General features: G+C 71.1%; 18 protein-coding genes. 10 read left to right on the top strand and 8 right to left on the bottom strand.

Annotated elements, in window-relative coordinates:
* The first annotated feature begins 196 nt into the window (after nt 1-196).
* Complete coding sequence (locus tag HNR20_RS00380) at nt 197-1,330, top strand: carboxylate-amine ligase (protein ID WP_184175298.1); 1,134 nt, start codon at nt 197-199, stop codon at nt 1,328-1,330.
* Nucleotides 1,331-1,342: 12 nt separating this feature from the next.
* On the opposite strand, the gene HNR20_RS00375 is transcribed toward HNR20_RS00380, so the two are convergent.
* Both HNR20_RS00375 and HNR20_RS00370 read right to left on the bottom strand, forming a co-directional pair.
* Nucleotides 1,343-3,127 carry an N-acetylglutaminylglutamine amidotransferase gene (locus HNR20_RS00375; RefSeq protein ID WP_184187764.1) on the bottom strand — a complete coding sequence of 595 codons (1,785 nt, stop codon included), beginning with the start codon at nt 3,125-3,127 and terminating at the stop codon, nt 1,343-1,345.
* An 88-nt stretch (nt 3,128-3,215) separates the two neighbouring features.
* A complete protein-coding gene (locus tag HNR20_RS00370; protein ID WP_184175296.1) occupies nt 3,216-3,647 on the bottom strand; it encodes a MarR family winged helix-turn-helix transcriptional regulator in 432 nt (143 codons plus the stop codon).
* A 94-nt stretch (nt 3,648-3,741) separates the two neighbouring features.
* On the opposite strand from HNR20_RS00370, the gene HNR20_RS00365 reads away from it, so the two are divergent.
* The 7 genes from HNR20_RS00365 to HNR20_RS00335 all read left to right on the top strand — a co-directional run bounded on the left by HNR20_RS00365 (nt 3,742) and on the right by HNR20_RS00335 (nt 12,193).
* Nucleotides 3,742-5,520 carry an ABC transporter ATP-binding protein gene (locus tag HNR20_RS00365; protein ID WP_184187761.1) on the top strand — a complete coding sequence of 593 codons (1,779 nt, stop codon included), beginning with the start codon at nt 3,742-3,744 and terminating at the stop codon, nt 5,518-5,520.
* A 189-nt stretch (nt 5,521-5,709) separates the two neighbouring features.
* Nucleotides 5,710-6,651: an endonuclease domain-containing protein gene (locus tag HNR20_RS00360; protein WP_184175294.1), complete on the top strand. Its 942-nt coding sequence runs from the start codon at nt 5,710-5,712 to the stop codon at nt 6,649-6,651.
* 70 nt (nt 6,652-6,721) lie between these two features.
* Nucleotides 6,722-7,186 carry a hypothetical protein gene (locus tag HNR20_RS00355; protein WP_184175291.1) on the top strand — a complete coding sequence of 155 codons (465 nt, stop codon included), beginning with the start codon at nt 6,722-6,724 and terminating at the stop codon, nt 7,184-7,186.
* Entirely contained in the window at nt 7,183-7,470 is a 288-nt protein-coding gene (locus tag HNR20_RS00350; RefSeq protein ID WP_184175289.1) for a transcriptional regulator, read from the top strand. The genes HNR20_RS00355 and HNR20_RS00350 overlap by 4 nt, the downstream gene beginning before the upstream one ends.
* Before the next feature lie 311 nt (nt 7,471-7,781).
* Nucleotides 7,782-8,339, top strand: coding sequence for a dihydrofolate reductase family protein (locus HNR20_RS00345; RefSeq protein WP_184175287.1), 558 nt, complete (start codon nt 7,782-7,784; stop codon nt 8,337-8,339).
* 123 nt (nt 8,340-8,462) lie between these two features.
* Entirely contained in the window at nt 8,463-9,035 is a 573-nt protein-coding gene (locus tag HNR20_RS00340; protein WP_184175285.1) for a hypothetical protein, read from the top strand.
* Between the two features lie 56 nt (nt 9,036-9,091).
* Nucleotides 9,092-12,193, top strand: a complete 3,102-nt coding sequence (locus HNR20_RS00335; RefSeq protein WP_184175283.1) for an NACHT domain-containing protein — start codon at nt 9,092-9,094, stop codon at nt 12,191-12,193.
* Nucleotides 12,194-12,239: 46 nt separating this feature from the next.
* Here the strand turns inward: HNR20_RS00335 and coaD are convergent, their stop codons facing one another.
* From coaD to HNR20_RS00320, 3 genes are read right to left on the bottom strand one after another with little or no spacing between them, the layout of a single operon-like run.
* The gene (coaD, locus tag HNR20_RS00330; protein ID WP_184175281.1) at nt 12,240-12,668 is read right to left on the bottom strand and encodes a pantetheine-phosphate adenylyltransferase; all 429 of its coding nucleotides are present in this window, start codon (nt 12,666-12,668) and stop codon (nt 12,240-12,242) included.
* Nucleotides 12,669-12,721: 53 nt separating this feature from the next.
* Nucleotides 12,722-14,491, bottom strand: coding sequence for a P-loop NTPase fold protein (locus HNR20_RS00325; protein ID WP_184175279.1), 1,770 nt, complete (start codon nt 14,489-14,491; stop codon nt 12,722-12,724).
* A gap of 50 nt (nt 14,492-14,541) precedes the next feature.
* Nucleotides 14,542-15,372: a hypothetical protein gene (locus HNR20_RS00320; protein WP_184175277.1), complete on the bottom strand. Its 831-nt coding sequence runs from the start codon at nt 15,370-15,372 to the stop codon at nt 14,542-14,544.
* Nucleotides 15,373-15,535: 163 nt separating this feature from the next.
* Between HNR20_RS00320 and mptB the strand changes: the two genes are divergently transcribed.
* The gene (mptB, locus tag HNR20_RS00315) at nt 15,536-16,972 is read left to right on the top strand and encodes a polyprenol phosphomannose-dependent alpha 1,6 mannosyltransferase MptB (RefSeq protein WP_184175275.1); all 1,437 of its coding nucleotides are present in this window, start codon (nt 15,536-15,538) and stop codon (nt 16,970-16,972) included.
* Nucleotides 16,969-18,237 (top strand): glycosyltransferase 87 family protein, encoded by a 1,269-nt coding sequence (locus tag HNR20_RS00310; protein WP_184175273.1) that lies wholly within the window; start codon nt 16,969-16,971, stop codon nt 18,235-18,237. Before mptB ends, HNR20_RS00310 begins: the two co-directional genes overlap by 4 nt.
* On the opposite strand, the gene HNR20_RS00305 is transcribed toward HNR20_RS00310, so the two are convergent.
* From HNR20_RS00305 to HNR20_RS00295, 3 genes are all read right to left on the bottom strand, one after another.
* On the bottom strand, nt 18,135-19,628 hold the full coding sequence (locus HNR20_RS00305; RefSeq protein WP_184175271.1) for an FAD-binding oxidoreductase: 1,494 nt from the start codon (nt 19,626-19,628) through the stop codon (nt 18,135-18,137). The genes HNR20_RS00310 and HNR20_RS00305 overlap by 103 nt on opposite strands.
* Nucleotides 19,629-19,779: 151 nt before the next feature.
* Nucleotides 19,780-20,901, bottom strand: coding sequence for a hypothetical protein (locus tag HNR20_RS00300; RefSeq protein ID WP_184175269.1), 1,122 nt, complete (start codon nt 20,899-20,901; stop codon nt 19,780-19,782).
* 92 nt (nt 20,902-20,993) lie between these two features.
* Nucleotides 20,994-21,722: an HD domain-containing protein gene (locus HNR20_RS00295; RefSeq protein ID WP_184175267.1), complete on the bottom strand. Its 729-nt coding sequence runs from the start codon at nt 21,720-21,722 to the stop codon at nt 20,994-20,996.
* Between the last annotated feature and the right edge of the window lie 110 nt (nt 21,723-21,832).

Below are 21,832 nucleotides of genomic sequence, written 5' to 3'. Positions count from 1 at the left end.
GTGGCGGGAGGCCGTCGACGCGTACCTGGACAGCCTTCGCGTTGACGGACAACGCGGCTGAACGGCCCTTTCCCACCGCCCGCGCGGCGGGCCTGGCGACATCCTGAGCACGCGTTTGTCCCGGTGCTCGGCCGGGAAACCGTGCCGCCCCGGTCGTGGGGTCCACCCACGGCCGTAGGAGCGGATGGAGGCGGCCATGGCCTACCGCGCGGCGACCGCCGACACGGTGCCCGACCTGTCCATCCTCACGATCGGCGTGGAGGAGGAGTTCCTGCTGCTCGACCCGGACAGTGGGCGGAACCTGCCGGTGGCCGACCAGGTGCTCGCCGCGCTGCGCGGTCCCGCCCGCGACCAGAGCCGCCAGGAGTTCCGGCACAGCATGGTCGAGATGGTCACCCCGGTCTGCGCCGACCTCACCGAGCTACGCGCGCAGATGGTGGCGCTGCGCCGATCCGCCGCCGACGCCGCCACGGCGGCCGGGGCCCGGCTCGTGGCCGTCGGAGCGACCCCGGTGGCCGAGCCGCGTCGGACAGTGCCCGACGAGCCTCGCTACCACGCGATGTCCCGCCGGTACGGGCCGGTGGCGCACGACCCCGCGGTGTGCGGCTGTCACGTGCACGTCGGGCTGCCCGACCGGGAGTTGGCCGTGCAGGTCTGCAACCACCTGCGGGTGTGGCTGCCGGTGGTGCAGGCGATCACCACCAACTCGCCCCTGCACGACGGGCGGGACACCGGTCATGCCAGCTGGCGGTCGATGCAGCTGGAACGCTGGCCCAGCATCGGCCCGACGCCGTACTTCGACTCGGCCGCCGACTACGACCGGACCGTCGACGAGCTGATCGCCGCCGGCATCATGCTCGACGCGGCGATGGTCTACTGGTACGCCCGACCGTCGTCGGCGTACCCCACGGTGGAGATCCGGGTCGGCGACGTCTGCCCCGACGTGGACGACGCGGTGCTGGTCGCCGCGCTGGTCCGGTCTCTCGTCGCCTCCCTCGTCGACGACGTACGCGCCGGGGTGACCGCCCCGCCCGTGCGTGACTGCCTGGTCGCCGCGGCGCACTGGCGGGCGGCCCACGACGGCCTCGACGGCGAGCTGATCGATCTGCGGGCCGGTGGCACCCGACCGGCCTGGGCCCTCGTCGACGACCTGATGGCGGTGATCGCGCCCGCCCTGCTGCGCCACGGCGACCTGGGGTACGTGCTGGCGCAACTGGGCCGGCTGCGCCGTGACGGAACCGGCGCGACCCGGCAGCGTCGGGTGCTGGAACGGACCGGTGACCTGCGCGCGGTGATCGACGACCTGGCCGTGCGCACCACGGCCGGCTGACCGGGGGCGCGCTCAGCGGATGTCGTGCGTCTGCAGCCACAGCTCCAGGAGCCCGAGCTGCCACAGTTTGTTGCTGCCGGCCGCCGCCTCGGCCCGGTCCGGCTCGGCGAGCAGCCGTGCCACGTACTCCGGGCGGAACAGCCCGCGCTCGCGCGCGGCCGGCGCCTGCAACGCCTCGGCGACCATCTCGCGCACCGGGCCGTCCACGTTGCGCAGCGCCGGTACGGGGAAGTAGCCCTTGGGCCGGTCGATCACCTCGGCGGGCAGCACCTCCCGGGCGACCTCCTTGAGGACGCCCTTGCCGCTCTGGGCGACCTTGTGCTCCGGCGGGCAGTGCGCGGCCAGGGTGACCAAATCCTGGTCGAGGAAGGGAGTGCGCACCTCCAGGCCCCACGCCATGCTCATGCTGTCCACCCGCTTGACCGGGTCGTCGGGGAGCATCAGATGGGTGTCCAGGCGCAGCACGGCGTCCAGCGCGGTCTGTGCGCCGGGCGCGGCAAGATGCCCGGCGAGCAGGTCCCGGCTGGCGTCGTGCTCCAGCGCGTACGCCGGGCCGACGATGCCGCGCAGCTCGTCGTGGTCGCGGTCGAAGAACGCGGCGGCGAACGTCTCGGCGGCGCTGTGCCGGGGCGCCTCGACCAGCGGCTGGTGGTAGCCGTAACCGGCGAACACCTCGTCGGCGCCCTGCCCGGACTGTGCGACCTTCACGTGCCGCGCCACCTGTTCGGAGAGCAGGTGGAAGGCGACCACGTCGTGGCTGCCCATCGGCTCGGTCATCGCCAGCACCGCACGCCGTACGGCCGGCACCAGATCGTCATCGGCCAACCGGATCCGGTGGTGGTCGGTGTCGTACGCGCGGGCCACCAGGTCGGAGTAGTGGAACTCGTCGCCGGACTCGCCGTCGCGGCTGTCGAAGCCGATGCTGAACGTACGCAGGTGCTGCTGACCGGCCTCGGCGAGCAGAGCCACGATGAGGCTGGAGTCCAGGCCACCGGAGAGCAGCACGCCGACCGGTACGTCGGCGACCAGCCGTCGGCGTACCGCCGCGCGCAACGCGTCCCCGATGGCGGCGCGCCAGTCGGAGGCGTCCATCCCCGCGTCGGCGGGCTCCCGCACGTAGTCGGGCCGCCAGTACACCTCGTCGCGGCTGCGACCGTCCGCCTCGATCACCCGCAGGGTGGCCGGCGGCAGCTTGCGCACGCCGCGCAGCACGGTGCGTGGCGCGGGCACGATGGAGTGCCAGGACAGGTAGTGGTGCAGCGCCACCGGGTCGATGCCGGTGTCGACGTCACCGGCCCGCAACAGTGCGGGCAGGGTGGAGGCGAACCGGAGCCGCCCGGGTGTCTCGGCGAGGTAGAGCGGTTTGATGCCGAGCCGGTCGCGGGCCAGGATCAGGCGCCGCCGCACCCGGTCGACCAGCCCGATCGCGAACATGCCGACCAGGTGGTCGACGAAACGCTCACCCCAGTGCGCGTACGCCACCAGGATCACCTCGGTGTCCCCGGTGGAGTGAAAGGCGTACCCGGCGCGGCGTAGCTCCTCGCGCAGCTCCGGGTAGTTGTAGATGCAGCCGTTGAAGACCAGTGCCAGGCCCAGGTCGTCGCGGACCATCGGCTGGCCGCCAGCGGCGGACAGGTCGATGATGGTCAGGCGGCGATGCCCGAGGGTCACCCAGCCGTCGGCGAACAGGCCCTCGTCGTCCGGGCCGCGCGAGCGCATCGCCTCGGTCATCCGGGTGACCGCCGCCGCGTCGGGCGACCGGCCGTCGAATCGCGCCTCCCCGCTGATCCCGCACATCAGCCGGGCCTCCCGTCGCCTCACCCCGGCCGTGCTGGCCGGTCCCGCCGACCGGACGGGGGCCGCTGGCTACCCAGGTGCGCGGTCGTTATGCGCGCAGGGTGCGCAGGATGCGGGACAGCTCGGCGCGGTCGGCGTCGTTGAGGTGGCCGAAGAAGCGGTCGGCCTCGGCCCGGCGGGCGGTCCGGATGGCGGCGCTGACGCGGTTGCCCTCCTCGGTGAGCGCGACCAGGGTCGCCCGCCGGTCGACCGGGTCGGGACGGCGTTCGACGAGCCCACGGGTCTGGAGGTCGTCGACGACCTCGGTGGCCGAGCGTGCCGCGATGCGCAGGTGCTCGGCGAGCGTGCCGGGGCGGACCTCGCCGTGCCGGCCCAGCACTCCGAGTGCCCGAGACTGGCTGGGAGTGATGTCCCAGGGTGCCAACGACTCCCGCGTCTGCCGGCGCAAACGGGACGCCACCGCCCAGAACGTCTCGGCCAGGCTCTCGTCGTCGCCGGTGTGGGGGGTGTCCTCGGTCACCGGAATACCGTAGCAGCCGATGCGGTTGTTCCCTCATGTTGAGGTAACCTCAGCATATCCGAACGAAAGGCAGTGCCCCTTGGAACCCACCCCCATGGGCCGCGACCGCGGCCATCGCACCGTCAGCGCGGAAGAGAAGACGCAGGCACGCCAGGTGTCGCTACGCCGCATCGGCCGTCTGTTCACCCCCCACCGGCCCGCGCTGGCCGCCGTCACCGCGATCATCGTGATCTCCTCGATCATCGCGATGGCCACCCCGTTCCTGCTGCGTACCGTCATCGACCGGGCCCTGCCGCAGGGCGACGTGACCCTGCTGGTCTGGTTGGTCCTCGGCATGGTCGCCGTGGCCGCGGTGACCTCCGCCCTCGGCGTCGTCCAGACCTGGATCTCCACCCAGGTCGGGCAGCAGGTCATGCACCGGCTCCGCACCGACGTCTTCAGCCACCTGCAGCGCCAGTCGCTGGGCTTCTTCACCCGCACCCGCACCGGCGAGGTGCAGTCCCGCATCACCAACGACATCGGCGGTATGCAGTCGGTGGTCACCTCCACCGCCACCGCCGTCGCGGCCAACCTCACCACCGTGGTCGCCACCGCGGTCGCCATGGTCGCGCTCTCCTGGCAGCTCTCCCTGGTCTCGCTCGTGGTGCTGCCGCCAGCGATCTGGCTGACCCGTCGGGTCGCCCGGATGCGCCGCGAGATCACCGCCCAACGGCAGCGCGAACTCGCCGACCTCAACGTCACCGTCGAGGAAGGGCTCTCGATCAGTGGCGTGCAGCTGGCCAAGACCCTCGGCACCGGCCCCGCGCTGATCGACCGGTTCACCGCCTCCTCGGCCCGCCTGGTCGACCTGGAGTTGCACAGCGAGTTGGCCGGCCGCTGGCGCATGGCCTCGATGAGCATCATCTTCGCCGCCGTACCGGCGGTCATCTACCTCGCCGCAGGACTGCCCGGCACCGCCGGCACGCTGAGCATCGGCACCCTGGTCGCCTTCACCGCCCTGCAGGGCGGCCTGTTCCGGCCACTGATGGGGCTGCTCAACGTGGGCGTCTCGCTCACCGCCTCGCTGGCCCTGTTCGCCCGGATCTTCGAATACCTAGACCTGCCGATCGACGTGGCCGACCCCGCCGAACCGGTCCGCCTCGACCCCACCCGGGTCCGCGGCCACCTGCGCCTGGAGGACGTCACCTTCGGCTACCCGGGCAGCGACACCGCGGCGCTCGCCGGGGTCACCCTGGACGTGCCCGCCGGCACCAGCCTCGCCCTGGTCGGCGAGACCGGCTCCGGCAAGAGCACCCTCGCCGGGCTGGTCAGCCGCCTGCACGACCCGACCGGCGGCCGCGTCACCGTCGACGGCGTCGACCTGCGTGACCTGCGCCTGGCCGACCTGGCCGCGATCGTCGGCGTGGTCAGCCAGGAGACGTACCTGTTGCACACCACCGTCCGGGAGAACCTGCGCTACGCCCGACCGGGCGCCACCGACGCGGAGATCGAGGACGCCGCCCGCGCCGCCCAGATCCACGACCTCATCGCCGGGCTGCCCGACGGGTACGACACCATGGTCGGCTCACGCGGCCACCGGTTCTCCGGCGGCGAGAAGCAGCGGCTCGCGATCGCCCGTACGCTGCTGCGCGACCCGCGCATCCTGGTCCTCGACGAGGCCACCAGCGCGCTGGACACCGAGACCGAACGGGCCGTGCAGAGGGCGTTCGACGTGCTCGCCGAGGGTCGGACCACGATCACCATCGCGCACCGGCTCTCCACCGTGCGCGACGCCGACCAGATCGCGGTGCTCGACCACGGCCGCATCGTCGAGGCCGGCACCCACGACAGCCTCCTGAACCGCAACGGCCGCTACGCAACGCTGGCGGCCTGAGTGGCGGATTCTTTGATCGTTGGCAGCTGAGCAACTCGACACGCCGACGTCTGCCCTGCTGAACTGCCACCGATCGGTGCGACTAGCAGAAGTCTCGCTTCGGCGGGCGTTGTCCACAGGCCGGTAGGCGTGCACAGGGACCTCGTCGGCGGTTGCGGGGGACTGGGGTACGGCTGCACGGTTCGCTCTGTGAATGTCGTGCTTCGGGAGCTGCTCAGGGTGGGCCGAGGGCTGGTGACGTTCGGAACTGCTCGGCAGGTGGTGCCACAGTGGGCGCTGCAGCAGGCTTGCCATAACGGTGAACTGGTGCGCGTACTGCCCGAGGTGTTCGTGGCGGCCCACCTGGTCGGTGCCTCACCCGGCGATCCTGTCCTGAGTCGACTCGAACCAGCCCTGGGCCAGCGCGCGGCACTCGCCTGGGCCGACGGCTCCGGTGCGCTCAGTCACCTCAGCGCGCTGAGCGTGTGGGGGGTGCGCCCGCAGGCGGTGGGCGACCTGGTGCATCTCAGCGCACCGGCGAGCGCCAGCCTGCGCACCCGAGCCGGACTGGTCGTTCATCGGCGCCGTGGGCTCGCCATCGAGCCGCCGCAGGTGGTGGTCCGGCGGGGCCTGACGGTCACCCGGCTTGAGCAGGCACTCGTCGACTCATGGCCGACGTTGCCGCCCCTGGAGCGGCGGGCGCCAGTGATTCGGGCGGTCAACGATTGGCTGGCCACGCCTGAGCGGCTGACGGATGCCCTGGAAGGCGCGCCAAAGTTGATCGACCGAGCAGCGCTCCGAACGTTGCTGGGGAAGCTCGCCGACGGCTGCCGCAGCCCACTGGAGATCTGGGGGCACGAGAAGGTCTTCACCGGGCCGGCGATGCCGGCGTTCCGCAGGCAGGTGCCGATACGGCTCGGTCGACGCACCAGCTACCTCGACATGTTCGCCGAGCGGGAGCGGGTCAACATCGAACTCGACGGGGCCACCACCCACGGCGACCCACGCCAGCGGGAGATCGACCTGCGCCGGGACGCGCTGCTGGCGACCATCGGCATCCTGGTGGTCCGCTTCACCCACCGTCGCCTGGTCTACGAGGTCGACGCGGTACGCCGGGAAACCCTGGCCATCCTGGCGACCCGCAGGAACTGACGGCATGGTGTCGTGGCCTGCCGGACCCATCACTTGCACAACTGGAAAGCTTTCTCTTATGCTTTCCGGCATGGAAAGTATTGGCCTGGCAGAAGAACTCGCAGCGGCCGAGCGCGGGGCCGCTGCCCCGTACATCGACTATCCGCCCAGCCCATGGTGGTACGCGCCATCCATCGGAGCCTGGGCTGCCGCCATGATCGGCACGTTCACCTGGTGGCGCGAGAACGTCGGGCTGTTCGTGGTGTCGCTCGCCGCGCTGATCGCCGTCGAGATCCTGTTCGTCGTCTGGATGCAGCGTCGGCACGGCGCGCTGCCGATGCCCGGCAAGGGGACACCCCCCGTCGAGATCGCCCGGATGTGGCGCGAGTACGTGGCCAGCCTGCCCGTCGTCGCCCTCATCGTCGGCCTCGTCTGGTGGCTGGTCGGCGTTCCCGCCGCCGCCGGGACAGCGTTCGTCCTGGTGACGGCTGGCCTTGCGTTCTACGAACGGCGTTATGCCGTGGCGGCTGCCGCGACCCGGGCGCGGCTTCGGTGATCGATGGCCTGGACCCGATCATCCACGTGCCCAAGCGGTTGGCGGCCATGGCTGTGCTGGCCAACGCACCCTCGGTCTCGTTCCGATTCTTGAAGGACCATCTGCAGATCAGCGAGTCGGACCTGTCCAAGCAGATGTCCGCGTTGGAGGCGGCCGGCTACGTCAGCTCGACGAAGGTCGGCCGTGGCCGCGGGGGCAGCACGACCTACCGGATGACCCAGGCTGGGCAGAAGGCTTACGAACAGCACCGCTCTGCCCTGCTGGCGCTGATCCACGCCACCTAGCGCGTCCCGTGCAGCGCCTGGGACAAACCCGTCTGCGTGAAACGGGCCGACCGCGAACGACCGTGACAGCACCGAAGCCCCGGACATGGTCCGAGACGCCGAGTTCCACGATCTTCTTGATCAGGAGCCGAAGGACCCCGTCAGACCTCGTTCGCACGTGACTCCGGCACCTCACCAGGTTGAGTCGTAATGACGGGCACGATCATGCAACGGACCCCCGACGCGACAGCGTGCCGCTGCCGGTAGACAACGGGATCAAATGGGTGATGCTGCACTTTGTCGACCTAGAAATGGCGTTAGACTCGCCGGCCATGGGACTCCTCACCTTCAGCCTCAACGTCACCCTGGACGGTTGCGTCGACCACGAGGAGGGGATCGCCGACGACGAGACGCACGCCCTTTTCACCCGTCTCATGGACGAGGGCGGGGCAATGCTGTGGGGTCGCGTCACCTACGAGATGATGGAGAGCTACTGGCCGGCCGTCGCCCGCGGCGATGTGGATGCGCCGCCGGCCATGCGCGAGTGGGCGGTCAAGCTGGGGGCCAAACCCAAGTACGTGGTGTCGTCGACGCGCAAGGACTTCCCGTGGACGAACAGCCACCACATCGCCGGCGATCTGCGCGAGGGCGTGCAGAAGCTCAAGGACGCGACCCCGGCCGGGGTCCTCCTCGGCAGCGGCAAGCTCGCGACCGAGCTCGACCGGCTGGACCTGATCGACGAGTACAAGCTGCTCGTCCATCCCAGGATCGCCGGTCACGGCCCGACGCTGTACCAGGGCGGGCTGCCCGGCACGCGCCAGCTCGAGCTGCTCTCGGCGAAGCCGCTCCGCAACGGCGCGGTGGCCATGCACTACCGCCGCGCGCACTGAATCACAGGAGTCCATCGCCGCCCACCGCGGCCATCTACGCGCCCACGGCATCCGGGCCTGTATCCCGAGCAAGGTCGACCAGGACAATGGCGGGGCTTGCCCGGGACTGGCAGCCTCGGCGGCGTGAGCACGCTTCTGACGCAGCTTCCGGCGCTCCTCGGTGTACTGGTCGGCACCCTGGGCACGATCCTCGCCACCTCGTTGGCCGACCGCGCCCGGTGGCGGCGCAGCCAGGGCGTCCGCTGGGACGAGCGGCGGCTCGACGCGTACGTCGACTATGCGCACGCCCTCAAGGAGAATCATGCGGTGGCGTTGCGGATGACTGCCGATCTGCGGCCGGGGTCGCACAGCCATCCGATCGACCGGGAGGAGGGCCTTGCCCGGCTGGCCGAGTCGGATGCTCGCCGCACCATCGTCTGGGAGAACCTGCTGCTGCTCGGCGATGAGCCGACGGTCGTCGCCGCCGCGAGGTGGCGCGACGCGGTCTGGCAGGTCGAGCGGCTCGCCCGGGGGATCGTCGAGGCGCCGCCGGACATCTCCGAGGTGCTGACGCAGGTCAACGAGGCGCGCGACGGCTACTACCGGGCGGCCCGGGGGAGCCTCGGTGTCCGGGGTGGGTCGGTGGAGCAGTCCGCGGCGCTGCGGCGGGCGCTGCTCGGCCGGTCCACCGCGGAGTCGGACGTGGCCGGCGGCTGAGAGCGGCGGCTCCGTGCGGGGTGTCCTGGCGGTCCCAAGTCGACCACAATCGTGCGGTGCGACGTCGGGGGTGGAAGTGGGGATCGCTGACCGTCGTGGCGGTGCTGGCTGGGGGCGGCACGGCGTGGGTGTGGCTGCGCTACGGCTTCGAGAAGGTCAACTGGACCTGGGGCATCGTCGCCGGGGTGATCGCCGTCTATGTCCTGCTGGATCAGGTCTTCCGCGCCGGGGCGACCGGTCTCGCCGAGGCCGCCGCCCACCGTCGCGCCGCCGCCGACGAACTGTTGGAGCTGATCCGCCGCGACCCGACGGACGAAGCGTTGCTGCGCAGCGTCGACGAGCCGTATCCGCTGCCGGTGCGGTGGCGCACCGCTCCCGGCCGATTCCTCCCCTCCTGGCGGGCGATCGGCCGCGCCAGCGACGCCGCCCCGATGGACCTCGCCGGCGGGGACCGCACACTGTGGAGCCGCTACCGCGACATACCGTCCGGGCGGCTGGTGGTGTTGGGGCCGGCCGGCTCCGGCAAGTCGATCATCGCGCTGCGGATGGCCCGGGAGTTGCCCCTGCACCGCGAGCCGGATGCACCCGTACCAGCGTTGGTGCCGGCTGACTCCTGGGATCCCGACCGAGAGTCCTTCCACGACTGGCTGGTCGACCGGATTGGGCGGCGCTACCCCCAGCTCGCCGCCGGCCACCCGCGCCGCGAGGCCGTGCTGCGCGACCTCGTCGAGACCAACCTGGTCGTGCCCGTCCTGGACGGGCTGGACGAGGTGCCCGAAGATCGGCTGATCGCCTGCCTCGACGAGCTCAACGCGCTGCCCACCCAGCGTTTCGTCCTCACCTGCCGGACCTCGGTCTACGAGCACTACCTGACGCAGGGGGAGAAGCTGCGTGGCGCCGCCGTGGTCATGCTCGAACCCCCGGCGCCCGGCGAAGTGGCCGACTACCTGGTCGACGCGGCCTCGTTGCATCAGGTCGACAACTGGTCCACGGTCGCCGCCGCGCTCGGGGACGACCCACAACTGACCGCCGCGCTCTCCACCCCACTGATGGTGGCGATGGCCCGCAGCGCCTTCGACCAGCCGGGGACCGACCCCCGGGACCTCGTGCCGCTGGCCCGCGAGAGGGGCCGGCGCTCGGTCGAGGACGATCTGCTGACCAGGGCCGTGGACGCCGCGCTGCGGTCCCGTCGCGGCACCCAGGGCCTTCGGCGGTGGGAACCCGAGACCGCCCGGCGCTACCTCGCCTTCCTCGCCGCGCATCTGGAGTCCCTGGACGTCCGGGAGTTTCGCTGGTGGCAGCTGCCGACCGCGCAAGCCGGCCCGTTCTGGGCGCTCGTCGCCGGCGCGCGTACCGCGGCGGCGGTGTGGCTGACGCTGACGCTCGCCGCGGACGCCCTCACGGCGACGGCGAAGCTGGTCACTCACCCACCCACCCGGAATCTCCTGGACGTTCTGGTCCGCGAGACGGACACCCTGGCGCTCGTGGCCTTCCTGCTGGCCGCCGTCGTCGCGCTGGTCCGCGGCTCGGGCCGGGCCGGTCGGGAACAGCCCCGCCGGGTGGCGTTCGTCGGCGGATTCCGGGCCTTTCGTGTCGGGCTGCTCAGCGGGCAGATCAGCGGTGTGTTCTGGGCACTCGTCACGCTCGCCGTCCTCTCTGCCGTCACCCCCACTCCGCAACTGGTCGCACTGCTGAACCGTGTTCCGGCGCTGCCGCCGTGGCCCGACTCGGTCCGGGCCGCCGTCGTGGTCGGACTGCTGGTCTGGGCGTACCGGGCCGTCCGGGCCGGGCTGGGGGTGGACGTCGCCGCGCCCGCGGCCGAACTCGGCGCGACCAGCGTGATCGAGACAGTCGAGGCGGACCGTGCCGCCAGCGTTGCCTCGGCGCTGGCCAGCGCCGCTACCGGCGTCCTCCGGCTGCTCGTCGGCGTCGCGGCGCTGCGCCTCACCGGGGTGTTGTCCGCCGTGCCGCCGCTGCCGGCGCTGGTCTACGCCGGAGTGGGGCTCGGGCTCGGCTGGTGGCTGCACCGGCGCGGCGGTGGGGCGTGGATGCGCTTCGCCATCACCCGTGCCGCCCTCGCCCTCCGTGGCCGTACACCGCACCGGCTGCTCGCCTTCCTGGCGTACGCCGAGACCGTGGGCCTGCTGCGCGACGGCGCCGGGGCGTACCGGTTCCGGCACGGCCGTCTGCAGAGCCGACTCGCCGGAGGTTCGGTGAGCGCGCGACGCGGCAGCCGACTGCGCGAGGAGTTCGGCGTCGAGCTCGCCCGGGCTGGCTACTGGCCGGAGGCGCTCGGCGTCTTCGCGGACGTCGCGCAAGCGCGGGCCGCCAGCATCGGTCACGCCGACGATCTGACCGTGGCGGCGCTGCGTCGGGCGCTGCTGGCTGGTGCGGCGGCGGGGGAGTGGACCCGGTTGGCGGGCCTGCTGGCGCTCATCCCACCGCCCGCCGAGCCGGCGCCGTTGGCAGGTCAGCGGCAGCGGATCGCACGGCTGATCGCGGACGGTGCGCCGGTGACACAGCTGCTCGCCGCCGCCGAAGGGCTGAGCCGTGCGGCGACGGACGTGGGCGTGGCGGGGCGAGATCCGGACGCGAGCACGGCAGGCCGGGCGGCGCCCGGAGTGGAGGAGTTCCTGGCCGTCCTGCAACTGGTCAGTGGGGACACCAGCGCGGCGCGTACCCGGTTGGACCACTTGCTCAGCGCCACCAGGCAGGACGTCGGGGAACCGGCACCCATCGGCGCGGGCCTGCTCGCCGGGCTGCTCATCGACGACACCGAGCCGGTCGAGGCGCTGCTCGTCTGCCATCAGGAGTTGCTCCTCGCCGATCAACCGCCCGACCGGGTCGATTTGTTGCTCCTCGCCGAGACGTGGCGCTGGTCGGTCGAGGTGATGCGGCAGAACACCGACGAACGGGCCGAACTGCGCCGTCGTATCCGGGCTGTGCTGGCGCGGCGGCGCGACCACCCGTGGCGGATCGAACTAGGTCGACGCGAGCTGGCCGAGCTGGGACTCCAGCTCTGTCACGCGGTCATCGAGCACCAGACGTTGGGCCCGCTCGCGGTGGCGGCATCCCGGCGGCTGGTCGCCGTCCTCGCCGAGCCGGCCATCGTTGCGCAGACCGTCACCCGCAGCGCCCCCATGTGGCACGGCGGCTGACGCCGACGACCACGGCCACGCGGATCCAGCGGCAGGGCCCGCCGCATCAGCGCTCGGACGCCAGCCTGCGCACCGCAGTCGACGACACCGCAGCCAGTTCGGGCTGCGCAGGCAGAAGGACCGTGGGGACACCCAGCGACTGGTTCATCGCGGCGAGCTCGTACTCGTTCTGAAGGTCGGTGGTGTTACGCACGCCGCGGACGATCACTCCTGCTTTGTGGCGACGGCAGTAGGTGGAGGTCAACCCGCGCCAGGCCGCAACGGTGACGGTGGTCCACTCGACCGGCAGAACGGCCCGAACCGCGGCCGCGCGCTCCTCTTCGTCGGTGCCCGGATGCTTGGTGCCGTTGACCGCGACGAGCACGACCACCTCGTCGAAGAGGGCTCGTGCCCGGTTCACCACGTTCAGATGCCCGGGCGTGAAGGGGTCAAAGCTGCCGGGGTAGACGGCTCGCACGCGTACGTCGGTGCTCATGGCCCGACTGTAGGTATCGACTGTCGGATTCGCTGGCTCCCTGGATGACCTGTTCAGCCTGGCGAGGTCGCTGCGTTCGCGGAATGCCGTTCCAGCCACTCCATGACGGTGGTGGGTGAGGCGGTCACCCCGACCGCCCCGGCGGCGATCGCCTTCTCGTTCAACGTCGTACTGAAATGGGAGGTATAGAAGAGAGCGGGCCCGGCGTAACCGTCCTTGCGAAGCGCCACCAGGTCGGTGAAGCCCACCTCCGCCCCGCCCCGCCCGACGTCGGAGAGCAGCAGGTTCGGATTGAAGTTCGGCAGCAGAGCCCGGGCCTGTTCGCCGGACACGGCCGTCCTGACCTGAGCACCTCGCGCCGTGATGGTGTTGATGAGCGCTTCGTTGCCGGCCGGATTGTCGTCGACCCACAACAGACGAATGCCATCGAGGCGGGGCTCCTTGCCTCGGCCAGAGAGTGTCGTCGGCGCAGTGCTCAACGGGCGGCGACGGAGCCTGCTCTGCAGGTGGCCGCGCTCGGCCTGGTCGCCGAAGCTGCGAAGCAGGTCGAGGAGGTCGTCGTTGTCGATGAGGGCGGGCCAGAGGGCGGGCACCCGTTCGGCCAGTTGAGCATTCGCTCGCGCGCAGTCGCCGGCATCGTAGCTGTGATCGTCGAGCGATGTCGGCAGCGCGACGTCGTGGTGCGTGAGGAGTCGGTGTGCCGCCTCGCGTTGCTGCGGAGGCAGCGCAGCAGCGCGTCGCAGCCAGTCTCTCGTCAGCCGGTAGTTGAGCACGTCGCCGGCGGTGTCGTCTTTGCCCGCGAGGACGTCGTGGTAGAAGTCCGGGTACAGATGTTGGAGTATCACCACCTTCATCAAGCCTTCCGCACCGATCTCGTGCCAGTCCTGGTCGAGGTCGTACTCGGCCACGAAGCTGTTGATGAGCCGCTTGACTCGGCGGGGGTTTCCAACGGTCTGACGTCCGATCAACGCCACCATGTCATCGGTCAGCAGGCTGTCCGTGCGGGACCGGTTGGCGTACCCAATGATCATCGAGTGGACCTGCGCCTCGGCCGGGCGTGGGATGCGGTAATGAACCTGGATGATCTTTTCCAGATAGCTTCGTACCTGTGCTGGCTCGTCCGCTCCCGGCAGTGCCAGTCGGGTGAGGACACTGAGGTCACAGCCCAGCACAAAAGCGATGCCGGGTAGGTCGAGGTATAGCTTCATGGCTTCGAAGATCTCGAGCGCCGTGCGGTGGTCGCAGCGATCGAGGTCGTCCACGAAGATCGTGATCGTCCGCCGGGGCGTGCCATCTCTCCCGTCAGTCCAGGTGGTCATCGCCTCCTCGAGCAACCGACGGACCTGTTGGCGGGCGGACGCGTCCACCGCCATCCGCTCCCACAGCTGATCGAGTGCCCGATCAACGCGGAAGAACCCGGCGGCCATGCCGACGCCGATGCGAAGTGCGCCGGCGACGAAACCGTTGCTGTTGAGCCGGCGAAGCGACCGCCGTACGACGTTGCGGTCGAGGCTGTTGAGGACCGTCTCCAACATGCCGGTGAGGGCACCCCCGCCGGTGGCCGTCCAGGCGTTGAACCAGACGACCTCCATGTCCGTGCGGGTCTGCAGCCCTGCGGACAACTGCTTCATCAGGGTGCTCTTGCCGGCGCCCCACTGGCCGTCGATGGCCAGCGCGAACGGTGTGTGGCTTCGCGAGCCGTAGATGAGATCAGCCAGGCTCGACGCCACCGTGCCAGTACCGAGCAGGTCGTCTGTCCCGTCCGAAACCGGCAGGTCGTCGAGGAGGAGGAATCGACGGCTGCTTCGCCCGGCTGTCGACATGCGACCACGGTACCGTCAGATTCACGCGCGCAACCCGCGCCGACGGCGTCTCAGTTCGGCGGCGTCGAGGTCTCGCGGGTCTGCTGGGGCGGGATTGGCGGCGCGCTCACTGAGTCGGCCGGGTGCTCGGTGTGGCGGCGGAGGAGTTCGGTGATCCAGCGGGCGGCGTCCTTCTGCGCCGCGAGCAGGTGCGCGCGGGCGTCGGCAACGTCCTGGTCCTCGGCATGGGCACCGAGAAGTGTCACCCATTGACGGCTCAACTCCTCGGCGTACCGTGCCCTGCGTAGCTGCTCGTCGAACTGGTATTCCAGCTCGACGAGCCGGTCGACGTGCGGCTGGAGCGCCGGCATGATCCGTTCGTCGAGGCGGACGGCGGCGTCGGGGCGGCAGGTGATGTCGATGTCACCCCGTTGGTAGTGCCACACGGGGTCCTCGGCGAGCGCCTGCTGCAACGCCAGTTCGAGGTCCCCGGCCCGGTGCGGCGGTAGGTCCCGGGCGGCGTCGGCGGCGATCCGCGTCAGCCGTTGGATCGCGTTGGGCTGGAAGTACTGCACGTACCAGCTGAGTATCTCGGCCCGCAGACTCGCCGGCGACGACCAGGCGAAGGTGGCGCGGATGTAGAACGAGTACACGTACCCGCGTGCGGGCACCGCGATCAGCCGGGGCGCGTCGCGCTGTTCCACGAGCGGGCCGGACGGCGACGGTGCGGCGGCGGACCCGACGGGCGCCTCGTCCTGCAATGCGGCGACCAGCCGATCCCAGGTACGCGCCCACCACCGCCAACCCCGGACACTCGCGTCACGCGCGATGGTCAGCCCGCGAACGCCTCGGTGTCGCCACTGGTCCGCAGGCCTCGGCCTCCCATCGGGGGCGTCCGTCATGGCACCCCTCCACGGTCACGGATCCGCGACTCACGCTAACAACCGGTGACCGATATGCCCGTCGCCACGCCGTCACCGCCGCACCCGACACCGACACCACTCCGTCGCCTGCTGATCGTCGGGGCGTCGTGTGCCGGTCAGCCGGGAGCGACATCCTGCCCGGGTGCGCACACTGCCGACCGTCGTCGCGTACCGGCTGCTCGGGGGCGTCGGTGCCGCGCTGCTGGCCTGCGCCGGCCTGGCCGCCGGCGCGCTGCCGGTCGGCGGGCACGCCCCCTGGTGGAGCGCGCTGCGGCAGCTCGCCGGGCCGGCGCTGCTCTGCGGGTACGTCGGCCTGACCCTGCTCGTCGCCGCCTGGTGGTGGGCGGGCCGGGAACTGCGGGCCGCACGAACAGCCGGGCGGGCCGCGCCGGCACCCCAACCCGCGGCGGTACGGCGGTCCGCCGCGCTCACCCTGGCCTGCTGGGCTGGGCCGTTGCTGGTGGCGCCGCCGCTGTTCAGCAGGGACGCGTACAGCTATCTGGCGCAGGGCGCGATGGTCCTCGCCGACATCGACGTGTACCGGCACGGGGTTGCTCAGTTGGGCGGCGCGTTGGCCGTCGAGGTGCCGCAGATGTGGCAGCAGACCCCTGCGCCGTACGGGCCGGTGTTCCTCGCGGTGGCGGCGATGGTCAGTGGCGTGACCGGTGGCAAGCTGGTGTTGGGCGTGCTCGGTCTGCGCCTGGTGGCGTTGGCCGGGGTGGCGCTGCTGGTGGCGTACCTGCCGCGTCTGGCCCGGCACTGTGGCGTCGACCCGGCTGCCGCGCTCTGGCTGGGCGTGCTCAACCCCCTCGTACCGCTGCACCTGATCGCCGGCGCGCACAACGAGGCGGTGATGGTGGGGCTGTTGGTGGCCGGGCTCAGCCTTGCGTTCGAGCACCGCTACGGCACGGCGACCGTGCTGGTGACGCTGGCCGCCCTGGTCAAGGTGCCGGCGGTGGTCGGGCTGCTGGTGGTCGTCTCGCTCGCCGCGCGACACCGCGGGATGCCGGCCTCGCTGGCCCGCACCGCGGGGGTCGCGGTGGGCACCGCCGCCGTGGTCACCTGGGCCACCGGCATTGGGTACGGGTGGGTCGGCGCGCTCGGCACCCCGATGTACCGGCACAGCTGGTCGGTCTCCAGCGCGCTGGGTCGGGTGGCGCTGCGCGCGGCCGGGCGGTTCGGTCTGCACCTGGGCGACGCCCCGATGCGGCTGTGCCTGGGTCTGGGCGTGGCTGCCGCGCTGGCTGTGGCGGTCGCCGCGTGGTGGCAACGGCGGCGGCTCGGCCCGGCGTACGCGATGGGGTTGGTGCTGGTGGCGGCGGCGTTGCTCGGCCCGGCGACCCGGCCCTGGTACGCGCTCTGGGGTCTGGTGCTGATCGCGGCGGCGGCGCCGCACGGGCGGGTCCGGCCGGCGGCGGCGGTGGGCGCGGTGGTGCTCGCGTTCGTGGCGCTGCCCAGTGGCTTCGGACCGGACGCGGCGCAGGCGGCGCTGGCCGCGGCCGGGGTGCTGGTGGGGCTGCTCGCGGTCGGATCGCTGCGCCTGCTGATGCTGCCGGCACCGGTCGAGGTGGCCCGATGAACGTGACCCGGCAGCGGGTGGTGACGGTGCTCGGGCTTGCCGCCGTGCTCGCGGTGGCGATCGCGGTGCTGCCCGGGCACCGGGGTTGGTTCGACGTCGGTGTCTACCACGGTGCGGTCGGGAACTGGGCACGCGGCGGCGACCTGTACGCGTGGAGCACCGCGAACGGGTACGGCTTCACCTATCCGCCGTTCGCCGCCGCCAGCATGCTGCCGATGGCCGCGCTGGCCTGGTACCCGACGATCGTGGCGAACCTGGTGCTCACCGCGCTCGCCGTCGCGTTCCTGCTGCACCTGCTCGTGGAGCCGTTGGCCCGGCGTCACGGGTGGAGCCGCTGGTACGCGCTGGCGTTGGCCTGCTGTCTGCTGGCCGGGCTCAACCCGGTGCGGGACACGGTCAGCTTCGGGCAGGTCAACCTGCTGCTGCTGGGGCTGGTCTACCTGGACCTGTGGTTGCTGGAGCGGGGTAGCCGGCTGGCCGGTGTCGGGACCGGGCTGGCCGCGGCGGTCAAGCTCACCCCGGCGATCTTCATCGGGTACCTGCTGGTCACCGGACGGTGGCGGGCCGCCACCACGGCCATCGGCACCGCCGTCGGGGCCACCATGGTCGCAGCGGTGTTCGCGCCGAACGCCACCCGCACGTTCTTCACCGAGGCGCTGTGGGACACCGACCGGGTCGGTGAGTTGGCGTACGTGTCGAACCAGTCGTTGCTCGGTCTCGTCGCCCGGCTCGACCCGGCGCACCCGGACCGGCGGCTGTGGCTGGTGCTGGTCGCCGCCGTGCTGGTGGTCTGGGCGGTGCGGGTACGCCGGGCGGTACACCATGGCGACGATCGGGCCGGTTTCGCGCTGACCGGCGTCAGCGCCTGTCTGGTCAGCCCGGTCACCTGGGTGCACCACCTGGTGTGGCTGGTGCCGGGGCTGGTGGTGCTCGCCGCGTCGACGCTGCCGTGGCCGCCGGCCGACGCGACGACCCGTCGTCGGGCGCGCGCCGGCGTCGCCGGGTACGTCGTGCTCTGCAGCGGGCTGGTCTGGGTCTTCGCCAACGGCTCGGCCGGGCCGCTGGGGTTCGTCGGCGCCAACGCGTACGTGTGGGTCAGCATCGGGATGCTCGTGCTGCTCCCGGTGGGCGCCGTGCCCCCCCGCACCGCCCGTCCTGCGGTTCAGTGCGTCGCGGGCGGAATACTCTGCTCGTACTGGAAGACGTTGTGCGGGTCGTACTCCGCCTTGATCTTGCGTAGCCGCTCGAAGTTGCGACCCCAGTAGGCGGTCTCCCATTCCGCCATCCCGATGTTCGGCACGTTGACGTAGGCGCCGTCCACGTAGGGCCGCAGTGCCTGGCTGAACTCGGCGATCCAGGTCTGGGCGATCGGGGTGACGGCATCGCCGCTGTCGGGCTCCCCGCGAGTGCCCCAGCCGGCGCCGGGCTCGGAGTAGAAGAGCGCGTCGCGGTGCGGGAAGGCCGCGCCCCCGAACGGTTCCTGCCGTTGCGCCCCGGTGCCGAAGGCCTGGGTGAAGAAGTTGCTGTCGGCGGAGGGGGAGTCCTCCATGAACGCGCGGATGATGCTGATCGCCTTCTCCGGGAACGGATCCCTGGTGAACTGTGAGAAGAACTTCCAGTTCGCGGGCTCGTCCGCGGTCGGAATCTGGAAGCCGGCATAGGTCTCGCTCCAGCCTCCGATCTGCACCGTCACCGTGGGGTTGCCGACCGAGAGGATCGGGGCCAGCAGCTTCCTCGCCTCCGCCTCTGATCCTTCGGCGAGCACCCCGAACAGCAGGACCTCGGTCGGGTGGACCTCGAGTTGGCTGCCGAGGCGGGGGTCGGCGAACGGTGCGCTGCGCTGCCAGGAGTCGAAGACCCCGTGCAGGTCGTCGAGGCCCTCCCAGGTCGCCTGGACGTAGGCGACGCTCTTGAGCGGCGCCACCTTGTAGGTCAGCGAGGTGACGATGCCGAAGTTGCCGTTTCCGGCTCCGCGCAGCGCCCAGAGCAGGTCCGGGTGGTTCCACGGGTCCACCTGGAGCACCTTCGCGCCGTCGGCACCCGCCGCGACGACGATCTCGGCACCGATCAGGTTGTCGCAGGCCATTCCGAGATAGCGGGTGAGGAAGCCGAAGCCGCCGCCGAGGGTCGCACCGGAAAGGCCCACGGTGCCCTCGGTTCCCGTGGTCGCCGCCAGGTCGTACTCCCCGAGTGCGGTGATGGCCTCGGACTGGTTGAGCCCGGCGCCGACCCGTGCGATGCGACTGGCGGTGTCGATGTGGGTGTCCTTCAGCTCGCTGACGTCGATCACGATGCCGTTGTCGACGTTCGACCAGCCCTCCAGGCTGTGCCGGCCGCTGCGGACCCGCAGAGCGACGTTGTGCTGCCGCGCCCAGGTGAGGGCGTTCACCACGTCCCGGGTCTCCTGGGCGAAGACGATGACCAGCGGGTAGTGGACGAAGAGCTCGTCCCAGCCGATGCTCGCGTCCGCGTAGTCGGGGCTCTGTGGGCGGACGATCCGGCCGGTCAGCTCCGCCGGCGGGAACTTGTCACCGACGAACGGTCCGGGGCCGTCGGCCGCGATCGCCGTGCTCCCGGCGATCATGCTCGGGAGGGCGACCGCTCCGGCGCCGACGGCCGTCGCCTTGAGCAGATCGCGACGAGAAAGGTCGCGCATGGTCGGAATCCTCTCGAGTGGGGACTTCGCCGGAAGATTCGACCGAGAGGTCGCTTCCCTCCCATCCGGCGCAAACCAACCGTAATGCGAGAGGCTTCGTCGAGGATCTGAGAACTTGTCGCGGAACCCGGTCGGGTGACGCAGCGGCAGGTCAGTCGGGGTGGGCGGGTTGGTCCGGGATCCCGTTTGGCCGTCCCGCTGCACCCGGCACCGTCGCCGTCAGCCGTTCGTGGAACGCACGGCAGCGCGCCTTCCAATCCGCCTCGGACTCGCTCGTCAGGCAGCGGTCGAGCAGCCCACACACCGTGTCGACGAGCTCCGGATCGGTGATCTGCGGCTCGTACGCCTCCAACGTCTCGGCCAGCCGCCGGCGGGCTCCGGACTCCACCAGTTCCAGCGTCTCCAGGGCCCGGACCGCCGCGGCCAGGTCGATGTCCAGTAGGGCCGGGATGAGGCGCCGGGCCACCCCGACATCGGCCGACCGGTTCGCCAGGGCGATGCAGTGGGCGAAGAACTCCGGGTCGACCGTCCGCGTCGTGTACAGCCGCGGAAGCAGTTCGACGGTGAGGCGCTGCACCCCCTGCTCCATGCTCGACAGCAATGTGACGATGGTGTCCTCGTCCGCGGCGCCGTGGGCGGCCAGGGCATGGATCGCCTGCTTACGTAGCGTCTTCTCCTCGAACTCGTCGGTCGCGATCTCCGCGGTGGTCACGAGCTGGGCGGCGCTCAGCCCGGCACTGTCGGTGAAGATCTGCCGCAGGGCGACGCGACTGTTGCGTACCTGGACCTGGCGCAGCGCCAACTCGAACAGCCGGGACAGGTGACGTCGCAGCGTCTCCTCGAACGATCCGTAGGAGAAGCTGACGACGGTCAGCTTCCGCTCCGACTCGACCTCGCGAAGAGTGGCGATGAGGTGCTGCTGACCCGGGTCGGTCACCGCGGACAGTGCCACGTTCCTGGTCAGCGCCTGGTAGGTCTGGTAAGTCCGGTCCAGGCACAGCACGAGGATCGGCTTGCCGGTGGAGAGGGCCTCGCGAAGCTCCGTCCGCCAGGTGATCGAGCCGTACGATTCGAGGACCACGAACACGCAGAGGTGAGCGTTGCGTACCGTGTCCCGGGAATTGGTGTCCCAGCTCGCCTGTCCGTGATTGATGTAGAGGATGTCACCCGACAGGTAGTGCCACACCTCCGCGCCGAAACCGGCGGCGACCTTGACGAAGTCCTCACGGATGCGGTCCGTGTCGTGCGCGCCGCAGAGCATGATCCGCAGCATCAGCGCCGCACCGGACCGGGCAGAAGGTACAGGACCATTTCCTGCTCCTCTGGGAAGAATTGGACAGCCCGTGCCGGGCACGCCGGAGCGGGTCAGTTCGAGCGGGCGGGCTGGTCCAGGATGGCGCTGAACCGCTCCTCGGCAAGGTCGAGTTGGCCGAAGATGTGCCGCTTCACCGCCGGTGACAACGGTGTGTCCGGCCGGCCGATCAGATCCCGAAAGAGCGGCACCATCGGCCGGTACTTCCGGGCCGACGACACGACCTTCGGCCCGACCGTGTGGATCACGCCCACCCCGTTGTCGGTGAAGTCCGACACCTTGATCACCCGGGCCCACGGCTCCCGGTCCAGGCTGACCGCCAGGTGCTCCCGGTACTGCGCGTTGCGGTCCCGCGCGGGGTCGTACAGCGGGTTGGTGACGGCGGCGACCAGGGTGGCCACCCGCGGGCCGAAGCGCGCGGCGAGCGCGGCCAGCGCGGCCTCGGTCGGATCGCCCTCCGGGTCACCGTCGGCCAGTTCGGACGGGTGGTCCTCGACCGCGTCGTGCAGCAGGCCGGCGACGATCACGTCCACGTCACGGACCTGGTAGTGGTGCATCAACCGGATCGCCACCCGCAGCAGGTGATTGAGGTACGGCTCCCGGACGCGTCGGTCGTCGCGGTGCAGCTCGGCGGCGAGGTCGAGCGCGGCGGTCAGCCGCGCCCGGGCACCGTCGTCGAACTGCTGGACCTCCAACCGGAAGCGCTCCAGCAGGCCCGGTTCGCCGTGGATCTCGGTGATCGCGTGCATCGGCATGCTGCCCAGGTGCGGCGGGAAGTCCATGCGTCACTTATAGCCGATCTTCTCCACGTCGATGTGCCCGTTCGTCGCCGACCCGACCCGTTTCGCCGACATCGGGCTGTCCGCGTGCCCGGACACCGCAATATCGGCGA

The sequence above is a fragment of the Micromonospora parathelypteridis genome (assembly GCF_014201145.1).
Classification (GTDB): domain Bacteria; phylum Actinomycetota; class Actinomycetes; order Mycobacteriales; family Micromonosporaceae; genus Micromonospora; species Micromonospora parathelypteridis.
The sequence above is the reverse complement of the archived record's forward strand: the minus strand, read 5'-3'. Positions and strand labels throughout refer to the sequence as shown.